Source organism: Methylobacterium oryzae (genome assembly GCF_021398735.1).
GTDB lineage: Bacteria > Pseudomonadota > Alphaproteobacteria > Rhizobiales > Beijerinckiaceae > Methylobacterium.
On record NZ_CP090349.1, the window covers coordinates 3,964,155 to 3,979,430 of the forward strand.

The 15,276-nt window shown below is 72.3% G+C and carries 16 protein-coding genes and 1 tRNA gene; 7 read left to right on the forward strand and 10 right to left on the reverse strand.

The window, feature by feature from the left end:
• The first annotated feature begins 39 nt into the window (after nt 1-39).
• Nucleotides 40-450, forward strand: a complete 411-nt coding sequence (locus LXM90_RS18885; RefSeq protein ID WP_020093747.1) for a flagellar basal body rod protein FlgC — start codon at nt 40-42, stop codon at nt 448-450.
• Here the strand turns inward: LXM90_RS18885 and LXM90_RS18890 are convergent.
• The 3 genes from LXM90_RS18890 to LXM90_RS18900 form a co-directional block, all read right to left on the reverse strand.
• Complete coding sequence (locus LXM90_RS18890) at nt 443-1,831, reverse strand: amino acid permease (protein WP_020093746.1); 1,389 nt, start codon at nt 1,829-1,831, stop codon at nt 443-445. The genes LXM90_RS18885 and LXM90_RS18890 overlap by 8 nt on opposite strands.
• A gap of 115 nt (nt 1,832-1,946) precedes the next feature.
• Nucleotides 1,947-2,633 carry a hypothetical protein gene (locus LXM90_RS18895; protein ID WP_020093745.1) on the reverse strand — a complete coding sequence of 229 codons (687 nt, stop codon included), beginning with the start codon at nt 2,631-2,633 and terminating at the stop codon, nt 1,947-1,949.
• A complete protein-coding gene (locus LXM90_RS18900; protein WP_234081002.1) occupies nt 2,630-4,639 on the reverse strand; it encodes a hypothetical protein in 2,010 nt (669 codons plus the stop codon). The genes LXM90_RS18895 and LXM90_RS18900 overlap by 4 nt, the downstream gene beginning before the upstream one ends.
• Nucleotides 4,640-4,930: 291 nt before the next feature.
• Between LXM90_RS18900 and rpsO the strand changes: the two genes are divergently transcribed.
• From rpsO to LXM90_RS18915, 3 genes are all read left to right on the forward strand, one after another.
• Complete coding sequence (gene rpsO, locus LXM90_RS18905) at nt 4,931-5,200, forward strand: 30S ribosomal protein S15 (protein ID WP_012317943.1); 270 nt, start codon at nt 4,931-4,933, stop codon at nt 5,198-5,200.
• Between the two features lie 221 nt (nt 5,201-5,421).
• Nucleotides 5,422-7,641, forward strand: coding sequence for a polyribonucleotide nucleotidyltransferase (gene pnp, locus LXM90_RS18910; protein ID WP_020093743.1), 2,220 nt, complete (start codon nt 5,422-5,424; stop codon nt 7,639-7,641).
• A 172-nt stretch (nt 7,642-7,813) separates the two neighbouring features.
• Nucleotides 7,814-8,035 (forward strand): YgaP-like transmembrane domain, encoded by a 222-nt coding sequence (locus tag LXM90_RS18915; protein WP_020093742.1) that lies wholly within the window; start codon nt 7,814-7,816, stop codon nt 8,033-8,035.
• A gap of 219 nt (nt 8,036-8,254) precedes the next feature.
• Here the strand turns inward: LXM90_RS18915 and LXM90_RS18920 are convergent, their stop codons facing one another.
• On the reverse strand, nt 8,255-8,518 hold the full coding sequence (locus LXM90_RS18920) for a GlsB/YeaQ/YmgE family stress response membrane protein (protein WP_012317940.1): 264 nt from the start codon (nt 8,516-8,518) through the stop codon (nt 8,255-8,257).
• 182 nt (nt 8,519-8,700) lie between these two features.
• Between LXM90_RS18920 and LXM90_RS18925 the strand changes: the two genes are divergently transcribed.
• Nucleotides 8,701-9,057, forward strand: a complete 357-nt coding sequence (locus LXM90_RS18925; RefSeq protein WP_020093741.1) for a RidA family protein — start codon at nt 8,701-8,703, stop codon at nt 9,055-9,057.
• A complete protein-coding gene (locus tag LXM90_RS18930) occupies nt 9,054-10,181 on the forward strand; it encodes a polyamine ABC transporter substrate-binding protein (protein ID WP_020093740.1) in 1,128 nt (375 codons plus the stop codon). The genes LXM90_RS18925 and LXM90_RS18930 overlap by 4 nt, the downstream gene beginning before the upstream one ends.
• A 25-nt stretch (nt 10,182-10,206) precedes the next feature.
• On the opposite strand, the gene LXM90_RS18935 is transcribed toward LXM90_RS18930, so the two are convergent.
• The 4 genes from LXM90_RS18935 to LXM90_RS18950 all read right to left on the reverse strand — a co-directional run bounded on the left by LXM90_RS18935 (nt 10,207) and on the right by LXM90_RS18950 (nt 13,812).
• Nucleotides 10,207-10,878 (reverse strand): ankyrin repeat domain-containing protein, encoded by a 672-nt coding sequence (locus LXM90_RS18935; protein ID WP_020093739.1) that lies wholly within the window; start codon nt 10,876-10,878, stop codon nt 10,207-10,209.
• Between the two features lie 205 nt (nt 10,879-11,083).
• Nucleotides 11,084-11,494 carry a DUF3597 domain-containing protein gene (locus tag LXM90_RS18940; protein ID WP_020093738.1) on the reverse strand — a complete coding sequence of 137 codons (411 nt, stop codon included), beginning with the start codon at nt 11,492-11,494 and terminating at the stop codon, nt 11,084-11,086.
• 121 nt (nt 11,495-11,615) lie between these two features.
• Entirely contained in the window at nt 11,616-11,939 is a 324-nt protein-coding gene (locus LXM90_RS18945) for a hypothetical protein (protein ID WP_020093737.1), read from the reverse strand.
• Between the two features lie 22 nt (nt 11,940-11,961).
• Nucleotides 11,962-13,812 (reverse strand): DEAD/DEAH box helicase, encoded by a 1,851-nt coding sequence (locus tag LXM90_RS18950; protein WP_205833395.1) that lies wholly within the window; start codon nt 13,810-13,812, stop codon nt 11,962-11,964.
• A 289-nt stretch (nt 13,813-14,101) separates the two neighbouring features.
• Here LXM90_RS18950 and LXM90_RS18955 point away from each other — a divergent pair.
• A tRNA-Tyr gene (locus LXM90_RS18955) sits at nt 14,102-14,185 on the forward strand.
• A gap of 17 nt (nt 14,186-14,202) precedes the next feature.
• On the opposite strand, the gene ruvC is transcribed toward LXM90_RS18955, so the two are convergent.
• Together ruvC and LXM90_RS18965 are read right to left on the reverse strand one after the other, a co-directional pair.
• Complete coding sequence (gene ruvC / locus LXM90_RS18960; RefSeq protein WP_020093735.1) at nt 14,203-14,826, reverse strand: crossover junction endodeoxyribonuclease RuvC; 624 nt, start codon at nt 14,824-14,826, stop codon at nt 14,203-14,205.
• Nucleotides 14,827-14,949: 123 nt separating this feature from the next.
• Nucleotides 14,950-15,270 carry a YnfA family protein gene (locus LXM90_RS18965; RefSeq protein WP_020093734.1) on the reverse strand — a complete coding sequence of 107 codons (321 nt, stop codon included), beginning with the start codon at nt 15,268-15,270 and terminating at the stop codon, nt 14,950-14,952.
• Nucleotides 15,271-15,276: the final 6 nt, after the last annotated feature.

Consider the following 15,276-nt stretch of genomic DNA (forward strand, 5'->3'; position numbering starts at 1 on the left):
AGGATTCGGTCAGATTCTCGCCGTCGACAGGGCCCGCGCATGCCGGATACCAGCGCCCTCAACTCGGCCGCTGGCGCCCTGGCCGCCGGCCGGCAGGTGCAGAGCGGGCGGATCCGCGCGATCTCCGAGAACCTCGCCAACGCCGATTCGGTCCCGACCACCCCGGGCGGTGCCCCCTACGCCCGCAAGATCGCGGTGTTCGCCCCGGTGGCGGCCGACAGCCCCCGCGACCCGGTCGGCCGGATCGTCCGCGACACCACCGGCTTCCGCACCCGCTACGACCCGACCAATCCCGGGGCCGACCCGACCGGCTATGTCCGTCTGCCGAACGTCAACGTCGCGGTCGAATCGGCCGACCTCCAGCGGGTGGTCCGGAACTACGAATTGAGCCTGAGCGCCTCGGCCTCGATCAAGACGCTCGCGCAGGCCACCATCAACCTGATCAGCTGAGCCGGCCGTGCCGCCGGCCGTAGCCGGCGTAGATCGCGAGGCCGATCGCCAGCCAGACCGCGAGGCGGATCCAGGTGTCGGCCGGGAGCGAGGCCATCAGCGTCACGCAGGACAGGATCCCCAGTCCGGCGATGAGGGTCACCGCCGGCACGCGGAACGGGCGCGCCCGGTCCGGATCGGTTCGGCGCAGGATCAGCACCGTCGCGCAGACGAGGCAGAAGGCCAGGAGCGTGCCGATACTGACGATCTCGCCCAGGACGTCGATGGGCACGAGCCCCGCCACGGCCGCCGTGAACAGGCCGATCACCAGCTGGCTCGCCACGGGCACCCGCGTCACCGGATGGACCCGGCAGAAGATCCCCGGGAGGAGCCCGTCGCGGGCGATGGCGAAGAAGATCCGGCTCTGCCCGTAGAGGGCGGTCAGTGCCGAGGTGGTCAGGCCGATCAGGGCGCCGGCCTTGATGATCGTGGCGAAGCCCGTCAGGCCGATCACGTCGACCGCCTTGGCGACCGGGTCGGCGACGTTCAGGTCGCGATAGGGCACGAGTCCCGTGAGGACGGCCGCCATGGCCACGTACAGGATCGTGGTGATCAGCAGCGAGCCGATCAGGCCGACCGGCGCGTCGCGCTGCGGCGCCCGGCACTCGCCCGCGGCCGTCGCCACGGTTTCGAAGCCCACGAAGGCGAAGAACACCACCGCGGCGCCGCGGAACACGCCGCTCCAGCCGTAGGCGCCGAAGGTCCCGGCATTCTCCGGCACGAACGGGTGCCAGAGTTCGGGCCGCAGATGGGCCACGCCGACACCCACGAAAGCCAGGATGATCGCGACCTTGCAGGCGACCAGCAGGCCGTTGACCAGGGAGGCTTCCGCGGTGGCGCGCATCAGCAGGGCGCTGAGCAGCAGCACGATCCCGGCCGCCGGGAGGTTGACGAGGCCGCCGGCGCCGGGCGCCCCGGCCAGGGCCGGCGGCAGATGCAGGCCGAACTCCGCCGCGAGGGACTGCGCGTAGCCCGACCAGCCCACCGCCACGGTCGCCGCGGCCACGGCGAACTCGAGGACGAGGTCCCAGCCGATGATCCAGGCGGGAAGCCGCCCGAGGCTCGCGCGGGTGTAGGTGTAGGTCGATCCCGGCTCGGGGATCATGGCGGCCAGCTCGGCGTAGCACAGGCCGACGAGGCCGCAGGCGACGCCGCCGATCACGAAGGAGAGGCTGAGCGCCGGGCCCGCGTACTGCGCCGCCGCCGTCCCGGTGAGCACGAAGATGCCGGCGCCGATCGTGGCGCCGAGGCCGATGGCGACGAGGCCCGGCGCGGTGAGGCTCCGGGCGAGTCCGCGCCCCGCGCCCGCCCGTTCACCCGTGGTCACCGCGGACTCCGCCATCGCGTCCGTTCTCCCTCGCCCGGATCGTCACCCGGCACTTTTCATGCCCGGACGGTGGCCTCCGCGGAACCGCCCGGACCGGCGCCGCACCGTCCTCATCCCGAGTCGATACAGCCTACCGCCGCACCGCGCCCACGGGATCGGGTTCAGGCGCCCCGCCGCGCGCTTCCGGGTCGCCCCCGCCGGGCGGGGACGGTGCGGCGGCGATCATCCGGGTGTCGGTCCGGAACGCCCGGGCGACGAGGCCGCAGAAGCGGATGAAGGCGCTGCCCTGCGAGGTGATGACGTAGCCGTCACCCGCTCGCGCGACGTTGCCGGAGGCCTGCTGCTCGGCCAAGCGCCGCTCCATCTGCCGGAACTCGCCGAGATAGACCCGCTCGAACACCGCCCGCGCGCGCTCAGGCGTGAAGCGCTCCCCGGGATGGGCGGCCATCTGGCCGAGCAGGAACACGCTGATCGACCGGTCGACCGTCACCGGCAGGATCACGAAGGCGCTGAGGTTCAGGGACAGCGACAGGACGCAGGCGCCGAGGGCGTCCCGTCGGCGCAATCCCCAGGCCCGGCCGAGCCCGGCCAGCGCCGCCGTGACCGCCAGGGTCAGCAGGAAGGCGACCGCGAGCAGGATCAGTCCGCGGTAGAACAGGATCGTCACGCCGGACCACAGATCCGTCTGGAACAGCAGCACGAAGCAGGCGAAGCCGACGACGACGGCGCCGGCCTGCAGCAGCGCCTGGGCGCAGAGCCAGCGCAGGGCCTGCCCGGCGCGCGGGCGGGTGGGTGCCGCGGGACTGGGTTCAGTCACGGAGATCCTCCACGGAGATCCTGGACCCGCAGGATCCGGACGAGCGGATCGGCGTAGACCGCGGTGCTGCGCCAGACCCAGGAATCGGGGCTGCTCCAGGGGGCGTCCTGCGCGGTGACGACCAGGGCGCCGATCCCGGCCGCTTCGGCGCGCCGCCGCACCTCGGCGCCGTCCAGGCGGTCGCGGAAGACCGGCGCGACGTCGGCGAGCCGCGACGCCACGGCGTCCGGCGGGGCGCCGAACAGGCGCGCCTCCGCGTCCGCCACCCCCGTCGGCTGGAGGCCGTAGAGCCCGAAATCGAACACCCGGTGCGGCACCGGCGACTGCTGCAGCACCAGGTCCCGGGGCAGGTGCGTGCCCGCCCAGGCGTAGGCCGCGCGCAGCGCCCGGTCGATATCGGGACGGCCGGCGAGGCGGGCGAAGGCGGGCCGGTCCGAGGCGGGATAGGCGCGCATCCCGACGAAGCCGTAGAGAGTCGTCGCGTAGCCGAGGATCAGCAGCGCGGCGAGGAGGCCGGGGAACCGGAGCCGCCGCGCCTCGCTCAGGCGGGTCAGGGCCACCACGGTCCAGACCAGGGTCGCGACCTGCGCGAGCAGGACCACGCGCGCGCCGAGGTCGTTGTTGAGGATCGCCGAGCGCAGGACGCCGCCGAGGAGCAGGCTCGCCGCGGCGCAGAGCGTGAGCAGGCGTCCGGCCTCGCGCCCGTGCGCCTCCCGGCGGAGCACGAGGCGCCAGAACAGCAGCGCACCGGCGGCGCAGACCCCCAGGGCCGTGTAATAGTTCAGCGGCAGGAGGATCAGGCGGAGCGCGCTCAGGGCCGGCTCGTCGACGAGGCCGTCGAGCGGCCCGAATCGCCGGATCGAGAACCGGATCGGCGCGCCGCCGTCGGTCCGGTTGGCCAGGACGCTCAGCAGGTAGGGGGCGGCCAGCGCGGCGCTGAGCAGGCCGGCAACCGCCAGCCTGGCCGCGGCGCGCCAGCGGCGCTCCAGGCCGAGCAGCACCAGCCAGGCACCGGCCGCACCCGCCGTGCCGAGGCAGACCCAGACGGACAGGCCCGCGCAGGCCGCGAAGGCGAGTGCCGCGACGCCGATCGCCGCCGCCTCCGCGCGCCTGTCCGGCCGCGCCCGGTCCGCGACCTCCGCCAGGGCCAGGAGTCCGAGCCACCCGGCCAGGGCGCCGGCGACGTGGTGCGGCACCCAGACCAGCGAGGCCGGCCAGTTGAGGACCTGCTCGTTCAGCCATTCCGGGACCGGCAGCCAAGTCCCGGACGTCGTCCGGTCGGCGAGGACCAGCAGGATGTCGAGGCTTCCGGCCGGCAGCAGCATCAGCACCGCGCGGCGCACGAGCCGGGGCGCGGCGTCCGCGACGAGTCCGGTCGCCGCGAGCAGACGGTCGATCAGGCCGAGGAGCGCGAGGCCGGTCCAGAAGGCCACGCCCGCGAAGGCGGTCCGCCCGTCGACCAGCCGTCCGCCCGCCCAGTCAACCAGGGCGGTGAGCGTGTAGAAGCCGTAATAGTAGCCCGCCCGCTCGGGCCGGGCGAAGAACGGGTCCACCGGCGGCAATCCGTGCTCCACGATCGCGCGGGTCAGGGCGGCGTGCTTGACGAGGTCGATGATCGTCACGGGCCGGTAGAGGGCGGTGCCGGTATCGACGTCGATCAGCGCGTAGGCCACGACGCCGAGCCAGAGCAGCGCGAGGGCGAGCGCCGCCCGGTCGAGGGACTCGCGCAGGCTCCGCGAGACCGGCCGCAGTGCGGCGAGCCCGAGGGCGCCGGTCGCGAGGGCCGCGACCGGGACGCCGCCCGCCTGGATCAGCAGGCTGTCGAGGGCCGGCAGCAGCCCGATCCCGAGGAGCGCCCCGCACAGGAGGCGGTCGCCGGGCGCGAGCGAGCGGAACCCGAGGATGCCGGTCAGGCCGCCCAGGGCATAGCCCGGCACGAGAACGAGGGGGATACCGAGCAGCGTCGCGACGGCGACGCCGCACGCATCCGAGAAGGTGCCGTTCATCGCCGGGCCGCGTCGCGTGAGCGGTTCCGGGTAGCACGGCGGCGTTAACCGTTCTTTGGACGGGCCCGGACAGCCGCGACGCGCCACCGCTGCGGCCCGCCCGGCTCGGGACTGGCATAACCGTCGGTTTCGTGTATGGATCGCGCGGCCTCGACCCGGGTTGCCGGGCGGGGCTTGAGCCGCTTGGCGCTGTGACCGTGCTGGACGACATCCCGGCACCGGCCGAACGCCGAGCCCGCGCGCGCCCGTTTGGGGCGCCGCTTCCGACCAGCACAACCCGAAAGGCACGCGATGTCGATCACGGCAGAGCGCAAGACCGCGCTCATCAAGGAACACCGCAAGGACGCCAAGGACACCGGGTCCCCCGAGGTCCAGGTGGCGATCCTAACCGAGCGGATCACCAACCTCACCGGCCACTTCAAGACCCACGGCAAGGACAACCATTCCCGCCGCGGCCTCCTGAAGCTGGTCTCGCAGCGCCGCTCGCTGCTCGACTACGTCAAGCGCAAGGATGAGGCCCGCTACCGCGCCCTCATCGAGCGTCTCGGCATCCGCCGCTAAGGCACGTCTCGCGCGGTTCCGGGCCCGGCCCGGGGCCGCGTTTCATCATCGCGGGCTGCCGGAATGGGTCCGGCCTCCCGACAAACGGGCCGCTTCGAGGCGCCAGCGTCGGGGCAGGATCGCGAGACACTTCACCGAGCGTTCTCGGGCGCAGTGTCTCGCCGTCTTGCCCCCGGGCGGCGCCGGGCTTGGGCCCGCCGCAGGCAAGGAAGAGATTGAGAATGTTCGACGTTCAACGCGAAGAGCTGATGTGGGGCGACCGCAAGCTCGTCCTGGAGACCGGCAAGGTCGCGCGCCAGGCCGACGGCGCCGTCATCGCCACTTACGGTGAGACCTCGGTGCTCGCGACCGTGGTCGCCGCCAAGGAGCCGAAGCCCGGCATCGACTTCATGCCGCTCACCGTGAACTACCAGGAGCGCGCCTACGCCGCCGGCCGCATCCCGGGCGGCTACTTCAAGCGCGAGGGCCGTCCCTCCGAGAAGGAGACTCTGGTCTCCCGCCTGATCGACCGCCCGATCCGCCCGCTCTTCATCGACGGCTGGCGCAACGACACGCAGGTCGTCGTCACCGTCCTGACCCACGATCTCGAGAACGATCCCGACATTGTCGCGATGGTCGCGGCCTCCGCGGCCCTGACCATCTCGGGCGTGCCGTTCATGGGCCCGATCGGCGGCGCCCGCGTCGGCTACATCAACGGCGGCTACCGGCTGAACCCGCTGGTCACCGAGACCAAGGAAGAGTCGAGCCTCGACCTCGTCGTCGCCGGCACGCAGGACGCGGTGCTGATGGTCGAGTCGGAGGCCAAGGAGCTCTCCGAGGAGGTGATGCTCGGCGCCGTGATGTTCGGCCACAAGCACTTCCAGCCGGTGATCGAGGCGATCATCCGCCTCGCCGAGAAGGCCGCCAAGGAGCCGCGCGACTTCAAGGCCCCCGAGAACGCCGACGTCGAGAAGGCCGTCCTGGAGGTCTGCGAGGCGGAGCTCCGCGCCGCCTACACCAAGACCGTCAAGCAGGAGCGCTACGCCGCCGTCGACGCCGTGAAGGCGAAGGTGATGGCCGCCCTCTGCCCGGAGGGCGCCGAGAAGTTCCCGGCGGAGAAGGTCAAGGCCGCCTTCAAGGAGGCCCAGTCGAAGGTGGTCCGCTGGAACATCCTCGACAGCGGCGCCCGCATCGACGGCCGCGACGTGAAGACGGTCCGCTCGATCCTCTCCGAGGTCGGCGTGCTGCCCCGCGCCCACGGCTCGGCCCTGTTCACCCGCGGCGAGACCCAGGCCCTTGTGGTTGCCACCCTCGGCACCGGCGAGGATGAGCAGTTCATCGACGCGCTGGAAGGCACCTACAAGGAGCGCTTCCTGCTCCACTACAACTTTCCTCCCTACAGCGTCGGCGAGACTGGCCGGATGGGCTCGCCGGGCCGCCGCGAGATCGGCCACGGCAAGCTCGCCTGGCGGGCGATCCGCCCGGTCCTGCCGCCGGCCCACGAGTTCCCCTACACGATCCGCGTCGTGTCGGAGATCACCGAGTCCAACGGCTCGTCCTCGATGGCCTCGGTCTGCGGCGGCTCGCTGTCGCTGATGGATGCCGGCGTGCCGCTGCGCCGTCCGGTGGCGGGCATCGCCATGGGCCTCATCCTGGAGGGTGAGCGCTTCGCGGTTCTGTCCGACATCCTCGGCGACGAGGATCACCTCGGCGACATGGACTTCAAGGTGGCCGGCACGGACGAGGGCGTGACCTCGCTCCAGATGGACATCAAGATCGCCGGCATCACCGAGGAGATCATGAAGATCGCCCTCGCCCAGGCGAAGGACGGCCGCGCCCACATCCTGGCCGAGATGGCCAAGGCGCTGACGGCGGCCCGTCCGGAGCTCGGCGAGTACGCGCCGCGCATCGAGACGATGCAGATCCCGACGGACAAGATCCGCGACGTGATCGGCACCGGCGGCAAGGTGATCCGCGAGATCGTCGAGAAGACCGGCGCCAAGATCAACATCGAGGACACGGGCGTCGTGAAGATCGCCTCGGCCGACGGCAAGGCGATCAAGGCGGCCTACAACTGGATCCGCTCGATCGTGGCGGAGCCGGAGGTCGGCGTGATCTATGACGGCACGATCGTGAAGTGCATGGAGTTCGGCGCCTTCGTGAACTTCTTCGGCGCCAAGGACGGCCTCGTCCACATCTCGGAGCTCGCCGCGAACCGGGTCGCCAAGGTGACGGACGTCGTCAAGGAAGGCGACAAGGTCAAGGTGAAGTTCCTCGGTCAGGACGACCGCGGCAAGATCCGCCTGTCCATGAAGGTCGTCGACCAGCAGACCGGCGAGGACGTCACCGAGAAGGTAAAGGCTCAGCGCGACGCCGACCGGGCCGAGCGCGGCGACGAGCCGCGCGAGCCCCGCGAGGGCGGCCGCCACCGTGGCGAGCGCCGCCGCGAGGCCGGCGAGTAAGCACGCGGGACGCCCGCGCCGGCCTCGGTCGGCGGGGATGTCTTAGACGGGCGCGGTCCTCCGGGGCCGCGCCCTTTTTGTTGCCCCGTCGAGGTCGGGTCACACCGGTCGTCGGCCGGGAACGGGGCGCCGGGTGCCGCGTTCCCCCGCGACTTCCCAATTGGAGACCCTCATGGCCAACGACATGATGCACGACATCTTCAGCGGGCAGCCGAACCTGTCGACGACGGAGCGCGCCGTCTCGGTGGCGCTGGGCCTCGGCATCGCCGCCGCTGCCGCGCAGCCCCGTCCCAACAAGCTCCTGAGCCTGCTGGCCCTCGTGGTCGGCGTGGGCCTCGCCGTGCGCGGCGCCACCGGCCACTGCGCCGTGAAGGCCGCGTCCGAGCATCTCTGAGCCTCAGCCCTCGGAGGGCTTCGGCGCCTCCGTCTTTGCGAGCGCAGCGAAGCAATCCAGGCAGCGCGACGTTCGACATCGTCGCGCTGCCCTGGGTCACGTCGCTGCGCTCGTGATGACGGAGAGCGCTGTGTTGAGACTCGCTACCGGAATGCGTCGGTCAAAAGAAAGGGGCGCCCCGCGGGGCGCCCCTCGTCGTATCCGGACCTGCCGGACGGGTCAGTAGGTGGTGGTGCGGCGGCCGGCGATCAGGCCGTAGATGAACAGCACGACTACGGCCCCCACGATGGCGCCGATGAAGCCCGCGCCCTGGTTCGGCCCGTACCAGCCGATCGCCTGGCCCAGGAAGGTCGCCACGAAGGCGCCGACGATGCCGAGGATCGTGGTCAGGATGAAGCCGGCGGGCTCGTTCGGGCCCGGCATGAGGAACTTGGCGATGACGCCGGCGAGAAACCCGATGATGATGGTCCAGAGAATACCCATGACTGACCCCAAGGCGTGATTGTCGATGGCGGCAGAACGCTTCGAGGCCCGCGACGGTTGCCCGCACCCCGACCGCCGATGACGATTTTCCTCGGGTTCCCGCGGCGCGTGTGCGCGCGGCCCTTTACGGCCGGGCCGGTGCGGCGGCAGATACGCCGGTTCTCGAGGATGTGGAGACGGGTATGGACATTCAGCGGATCGAGCCGGGCAAGCGGATGTCGCAGGCCGTAACCTTCGGCGACATGGTCTACCTCGCCGGGCAGGTCGCGTCCGACACGGTCGGCACCGGGGTCACGATCCAGACCCAGCAGATCCTGTCGGAGATCGACCGGCTGCTCGCCGCGGCCGGCAGCGACAAGGCGCGGATCCTCTCGGCCACCATCTACCTCGCCGACATCGCGACGTTCGCGGAGATGAACGCCGCCTGGGACGCCTGGGTGTCCCCGGAGAACGCGCCGGCCCGCGCCACCGTCGAGGCCAAGCTCGCCGCGCCGGAGTACCTGGTCGAGATCGTGATCGTGGCCGCGAGGAGCCGGTGATCGGCCCGCGTCGGACCGTCCTGGCGGCGGCCGCAGCCGTCCTCGCGGGAGGGCTCCTGGCAGTCCTGCCCCTCGTGCGGCCGGCACCGGCCGCCGAGGAGCGGGTCGTCAACATCTACAACTGGTCGGACTATATCGACCCGCAGGTGCTCGAGGCCTTCACCCGCGAGACCGGGATCAAGGTCGTCTACGACACCTACGACAACAACGAGATCCTGGAGACCAAGCTGCTCGCGGGCCGGTCGGGCTACGACATCGTCGTGCCGTCGGGACCGTACCTGCAGCGGCTGATCCGGGCCGGCGCGTTCCTGCCCCTCGACAAGTCGAAGCTGAAGAACCTCGGCAACCTCTGGCCCGAGGTGACCAGCCGGCTGGCGGCCTACGATCCCGGCAACACCTACGCGGTCGACTACATGTGGGGCACGACTGGCATCGGCTACAACGTCGCCGCGGTGCGCGAGCGCCTGGGCGCCGGCGCGGCGGTCAATTCGTGGTCCGTCGTCCTCAATCCCGCTTCGGCCAACAAGCTGAAGGAGTGCGGGATCATGGTGCTCGACAGCCCCGAGGACCTGATCCCCAGCATGCTCCCGGCCTTCGGCGCCAAGGCGGATTCCAAGCGCTGGGACGACATGACCCTGGTGACCGACGCCCTCTACAAGGTGCGCGGCGCCGTGCGGAAGTTCCACTCGTCGGAATACATCCAGGCGCTGGCCAACGGTGATATCTGCCTGGCCGTCGGCTATTCGGGCGACATCATGCAGGCCAAGCGCCGCGCCGAGGAGGCCAAGAACGGGATCGACATCGCCTACGTCGTGCCGAAGGAAGGCGCGCTCATGTGGTTCGACACCTTCGCGATCCCGAAGGATGCTGCCCACCCGGCCGAGGCGCTGGCCTTCATCGACTACATGATGCGGCCCGAGGTGGCGGCGGCCAACACCAACTTCGTCTCCTACGCCAGCGGCAACCTCGCGGCGAAGAAGTTCGTGAAGCCCGAGATCCTGAGCAATCCCGGCATCTACCCGGACGAGGCGACGATGCAGCGCCTGTCCATCAACACCGCCTGGGACGACCGCACCCAGCGCTTCGTCACCCGCCTCTGGACCCGGGTCCGCACCGGGCGCTGACGCGGATCGGCGTCGGAGAGGGCCGTCAGCCTTCCGGATCCGCCGGCACGCCGCTGCGGGCGAGCCACGCGCGGACCGCAGCGCGGGTCTCGCGCCCGGAATCGTTCAGCAGGCGCTCGGGGGTGGTGAAGAAGTACGGCTGGAAGGTCTTTCGCTGCGCGTTGCGCAGGGTCGGGTCGATCCCGGCCTCGAGCAGCCTCAGCACCCAGGGATTGGCCGCGCCGACCTGTGCCGCCACGTGGAGCAGCGAGTTGCCGGTGGCGTCGACCCGGTTCGGGTCCGCACCGGCCCGCAGCAGCAGCGCGATCTGCGCCTCGCGCCGGTTCTGTACGGCGCGGAACAGCGGCGTCCACTGACCGCGCGGGCTCACCGGGTCGACCGGCGCGCCGTGGCGCAGCAGGATCTCCAGGTAGGTCGGATCCTCGACCATCGCCGCCATGTGCAGCGCGGTCTCCTGATCGAGCCCCGGCACAGACGGGTCCGCCCCCGCGTCGAGCAGGGCCGACAGCGCGCGCGGCCGCGCGTTCCAGATCGCCCATTCGAGCAGGGTGAGGTTCCGGCCGCCGCGGACGGAGAGATCCAGGCCGGGCGCCAGCGCGGCGATGCGCGCGACTTCACCGCGGGCGACCGCCGCGGCGATCGTGGCGAGAGGGGACGCCTCAAAGGCGCCGCTGTGGTCCCCGGTCGGGGTCTCCATGACCGTTCGCTCCTCGGCGCCGCCTGATTCGGCGCTGCGTGACGCGGGTCATGTGATCGATAAACACGGAGGCGCCGCAAGGCCCTCTCCGCAAGTGTCGCCGCCGGTGCGCACCGCCGGCGCACCACGTGGTCAAGAAGCGATCTCGCCGCGGCGCCGGTCGAGACCGTCCGCGGCGAGCCTCGTCGATCCCGGACTCGATGACCTAGTGCTTCAGATCGTCCGGAACCTTGCCGCCGTTCTCGGCGAGCTTCTGCATGACCTGCTTGTGCAGCCAGATGTTCATGCTGGCCGAATCGTCCTTGTCGCCGGTGTAGTGGAGCTCGTCGGCGAGCTGCTTGCGCGCGGCGAGGCCGGAATCGAGGCCCAGCAGCTTCATCAGGTCGACGATCGAGTGCCGCCAGTCGAGCGTCTGCGGGTTCTTCTCGGCGAGGCCGGTGAGCACCGCCGCGACGTCCACGGGCTCGCTGCCGCCGGCCGAGCCGGGGGCCGACGTGGAGGGCGTGCTCGTGCCGGCCGAGCCGCCGGAGCCGGCGTTGGGCGCGGGGGCGGCGTCCGCGGCGCCGCCCCCGAACGGATGGAGGATCTTGCTGACGATGCTGCCGAGGAGGCTCATGGATCCGCTCCGATAATCGAGGCCCGATCTCCGCGCCGGGCGGCCATTCAACTGGCTGTGAGCCTTGGCGTTCCGCGATCCGGCAGGCTCGGGACGGTCGGCGCGGCGCGGCCCGGAGCGATCACGACCTCGGCCAGAGGGCGAGGACGAGCGCGGCCCGCTCCTCCGCGAGCGTGCCGTCCGGGACCGGGCGGCCCGCGCGGGCGTACCAGTAGCGCGCGTTGCCGTCGTCGCCCTCGACCCGGTGGAGATGGGCGTGGACCCAGGCCGCGTCGGACCCGCCGGCGTCCTGGACGAGGCGGTGCGCCCGCTCCCAGGCGGCGGAGGCCAGGCCGGACGCATCCCGGGCGAGCCACCAGAGCGCGGCGAGCGGGGCGTCCCAGACGCTCGGCGGCTCGGACGCGGCGAGTGTCGCGGCGAAGGCGGCGGGGAGGCTCTCGGTCACGGCTGTCTCCTTCCCGGGCGTTTCAGCGGCCGGCGGCGCGCTCCGGCTGCCAGCGCCCGCGGCGCTGCCGGGCCGACCACGCGTAGCGGGCATCGCCGTCGAGGCGGTCGAGATGGTCGGAGAGGCGGTTGCGCTCGAGCCACGACAGGGCCGCCTCCAGCTCCGGGAGGGTCATGGTCGCGCGGCCCTTGCCGAGCACGCGCTTGAGAACGGCGTTGTAGCGGTGGGCGAGATTGCCGCCGCGGGGCACGCGCAGCGAGGTCTCGTCCTCGACCGCCTGGGCGGCCACCGCGGCGGCGAGCCGCTGGCGCAGGGTCCGCTCGGTGACGGAGGGCGGTTCGGGCGCGGGCGCCGCGGCGACCGGTTCGGGGAGGCGCGGGCGCAGCAGGGCGTAGCGCATCCCGATCGCGTTGCTCTCCAGGGGCGTGATCCCGCCCGGCTCGTCGTCGCGCCAGCGGGTCCGCTCGGGCACGACGGCGCTCGCCGGCCGCTCGCGGGGCGGCCGGACGCTGCTGCCCTGCTCGGTCTCGAGTTCGAGGCGGAACCGCGCGAAGAGCGGGTCGTCGGGGTGGAAGATCAGCGCCTGCTGCCCGTCGTAGGGGCCGGCATGGGGATCGACCCGGGTGGCCCGGGCGAGCATCTGCTCGAGCCAGGGCCGGGAGCGGATATGGGTCAGGGCCGCGACCACCGCGACCTCCGGGGCGTCGAGCCCCTCGTACGCCATCGCCACCGTCACCAGCACGGCCGGTTCCGGCGTGAGCCGGAACGCTGCCAGAGCCGCGTGGGCGTCGCCCTGGCCGGAGGTCGCGAGACGGACATCGCGCGCGCCCTGCCCGGCCGGCATCCAGTCCCGCAGGGTCGCGAGATAGGCCCGCGCGCTCGCCTGATCGGGCGCCACCACGAGGAGCTTGCCGAGCCCCCGGGCGGGATCGCCGGGCGGGAGATCGCGCTCGGCCCGGCGCCGGGCGCGCAGGCGCTTGGTGGCGAAGAACGCCTCGCTCAGAAGGTCGCGGGCGAAGCCGGTCCGCAGGGCGGTGAACAGCGCGGGCCGGGTGGTGATCCGGACCGAGCCCGCGCCGAGCCGGTGCGGCCCGACGCGCGGGCTGTCGCCCGCGATCCGGCCGCCCTCCAGCCAACTCGCCTCGCCGTCGATGGCGCCGAACGTCACCGGCAGCACCGCCCGCTCGGCCAGCGCCTGCGCCCGCGAGTAGCCGATGACCGCGAGGCCGGGGGCGTCGAGATCGAGTTCCGGTCCGCGGCCGGGCGCGGCGGGCTGGTAGGGCAGTCCGAGAATCCGCCGCCCGTCCGCCCGCTCCAGCGTCCCGGACAGGTACAGGCGCACGGTCGCCGCCTCCATGACGGGCAGCATCGCGCGGGACCACGCCCCCGCCTCGGCATCCTCCGCGGAGGCTTCGTCGGCGCCCGGGCGACCGGGGACCGGCAGGTGATGAACCTCGTCGACCACCAGCAGGGTGCGGTGCGCCCGCGCCTCCGCGAGGTGGAGCGCCGGGGCGGCGGCGACCGCCTGATAGGTGGTGACGTAGCCGGCCAGACCCCGCGCCGGGTCGCGCTCGTTGTCGGCGGCCCGGACGCTGAGGGCGTGCCCGAAGGCCGCGCGCCACAGCGGGTCGGCGAAGGCTTCCTCGGCCTGCAGCCGCAGGGAATCCCGCGGCACCACCCAGACCACGCGCTCGACGAGCCCCGCCTCGATCAGCCGGTGCGCGGCGATGACCGGCAGCAGCGACTTGCCCCCGCCCGGCGTGACCGCCGCCAGGATCTTCCGGACATGGGCCGCCTCCCCGCTCGCCATGGCCGCGACCAGGGCCATCAGCGTGCGCTGGTGCGACCGCAGGGACGGGGCGGGACGGGTCAAGGGCCGGCGAAGCAGGGCGACATCGCCACACCGTGGCCGATCCGGATTCCTTTGTGAATCCCCGGAGTCGCGGAACGTTCGCGTTTTCGTCCCAATGGCGGAGCCGCGGGCACCGCGAGGCCGGAAGAGGGTCGACTCTGCAAGCGCGGCCGCCCGGATCGCGGCGACGCCGAGCGAAACCGCCCCGCTCTCCACGATTGTCGCGTCCGGCGAGGCGGATCGGTCCACCATAAGCGTTGACACCCGGCCCACCCCTCACCATAAGGGCGCCGCGGGCGATGCCCGCCTTGGGGGAATGTCCCGAGCGGCAAAGGGGGCGGACTGTAAATCCGCTGCGTAAGCTTCGTAGGTTCGAGTCCTACTTCCCCCACCAAGTTCTTCCCGATCCCGTCAGCCTTGTTTCGCCAGCGCGGCCTCGATACGCGCGGCCGCGGCGGCCGAGAAGCCCTTCCCCTCGAGCCCTTGTCCCGCGGCCGCCTGACCGGTGAGCGAGCGGCGCTTGCCCCCCGGCAGATGCGCCTGCCGCAGGGCGTGGGCGTCCCGGTGACTGGCATGGGTGATCGCGATGGCCAGCGCGTCGGCGGCGTCCGCGACGCGGAACTCGGCCTTCGGCAGAAGGAAGCGGACCATCGCCTGGATCTGCACCTTCTCGGCGTGGCCGGAGCCCGCGACGGTCTTCTTGATGAGGTTGGGGGCGTACTCGAACACCGGCAGTCCGGCGAGGGCCGGCACGAGCAGCGCCATCGCCCGCGCATGGCCCAGCTTGAGCGTCGCCTGGGCGTCCTTGTTGACGAAGGTCTCCTCCACGGCGACCTCGTCGGGCCGCACGGCCTCGACGACGCGGCCGATCCCCTCGAACAGTTCCCGCAGGCGCAGGGCCAGCGGAAGCTCCCCGTCCGAGGTCACGACCCCGCAATCGCCGTAGGTGAGCTTCGTGCCCTGCGCGGTGATCAGGCCCCAGCCGGTGCGGCGGAGTCCGGGGTCGATCCCGAGAATGCGGACGGCGCTGGTCATGGGGCTCCACGGCTCGGTGAACGGCCCGAGGCTGCCGTACGTATCGTGAACGCTTGGTTTCACCAAGGTTCCGAACGCGGAAGCGGTCGGCCGTGGCCGGCCCGGCACGGTGCCGGGTCGAACTCACCCCCGGCGACCGAGGAGGATCAGCGCCGTTCCGGCGAGGCAGACCGCGCTGCCCGCGAGGTCCCACCGGTCGGGCCGCTGACCCTCCGCGAGCCACAGCCACAGGACCGAGGCCGCGACGTAGACGCCGCCGTAGGCCGCGAAGGCGCGCCCCGCCGCGGGGCTGTCCACGAGGGTCAGGAGGGCCGCGAAGGCCGCCAGCGAGGCGAGGCCCGGCAGCGCCCACCAGGCCGACCGCCCGAGCCGCAGCCAGGCCCAGAATGCGAAGCAGCCGGCGATCTCGGCGAGGGCGGCGGCCGCGTAGGCGAGGAGGGTCATTGCGTC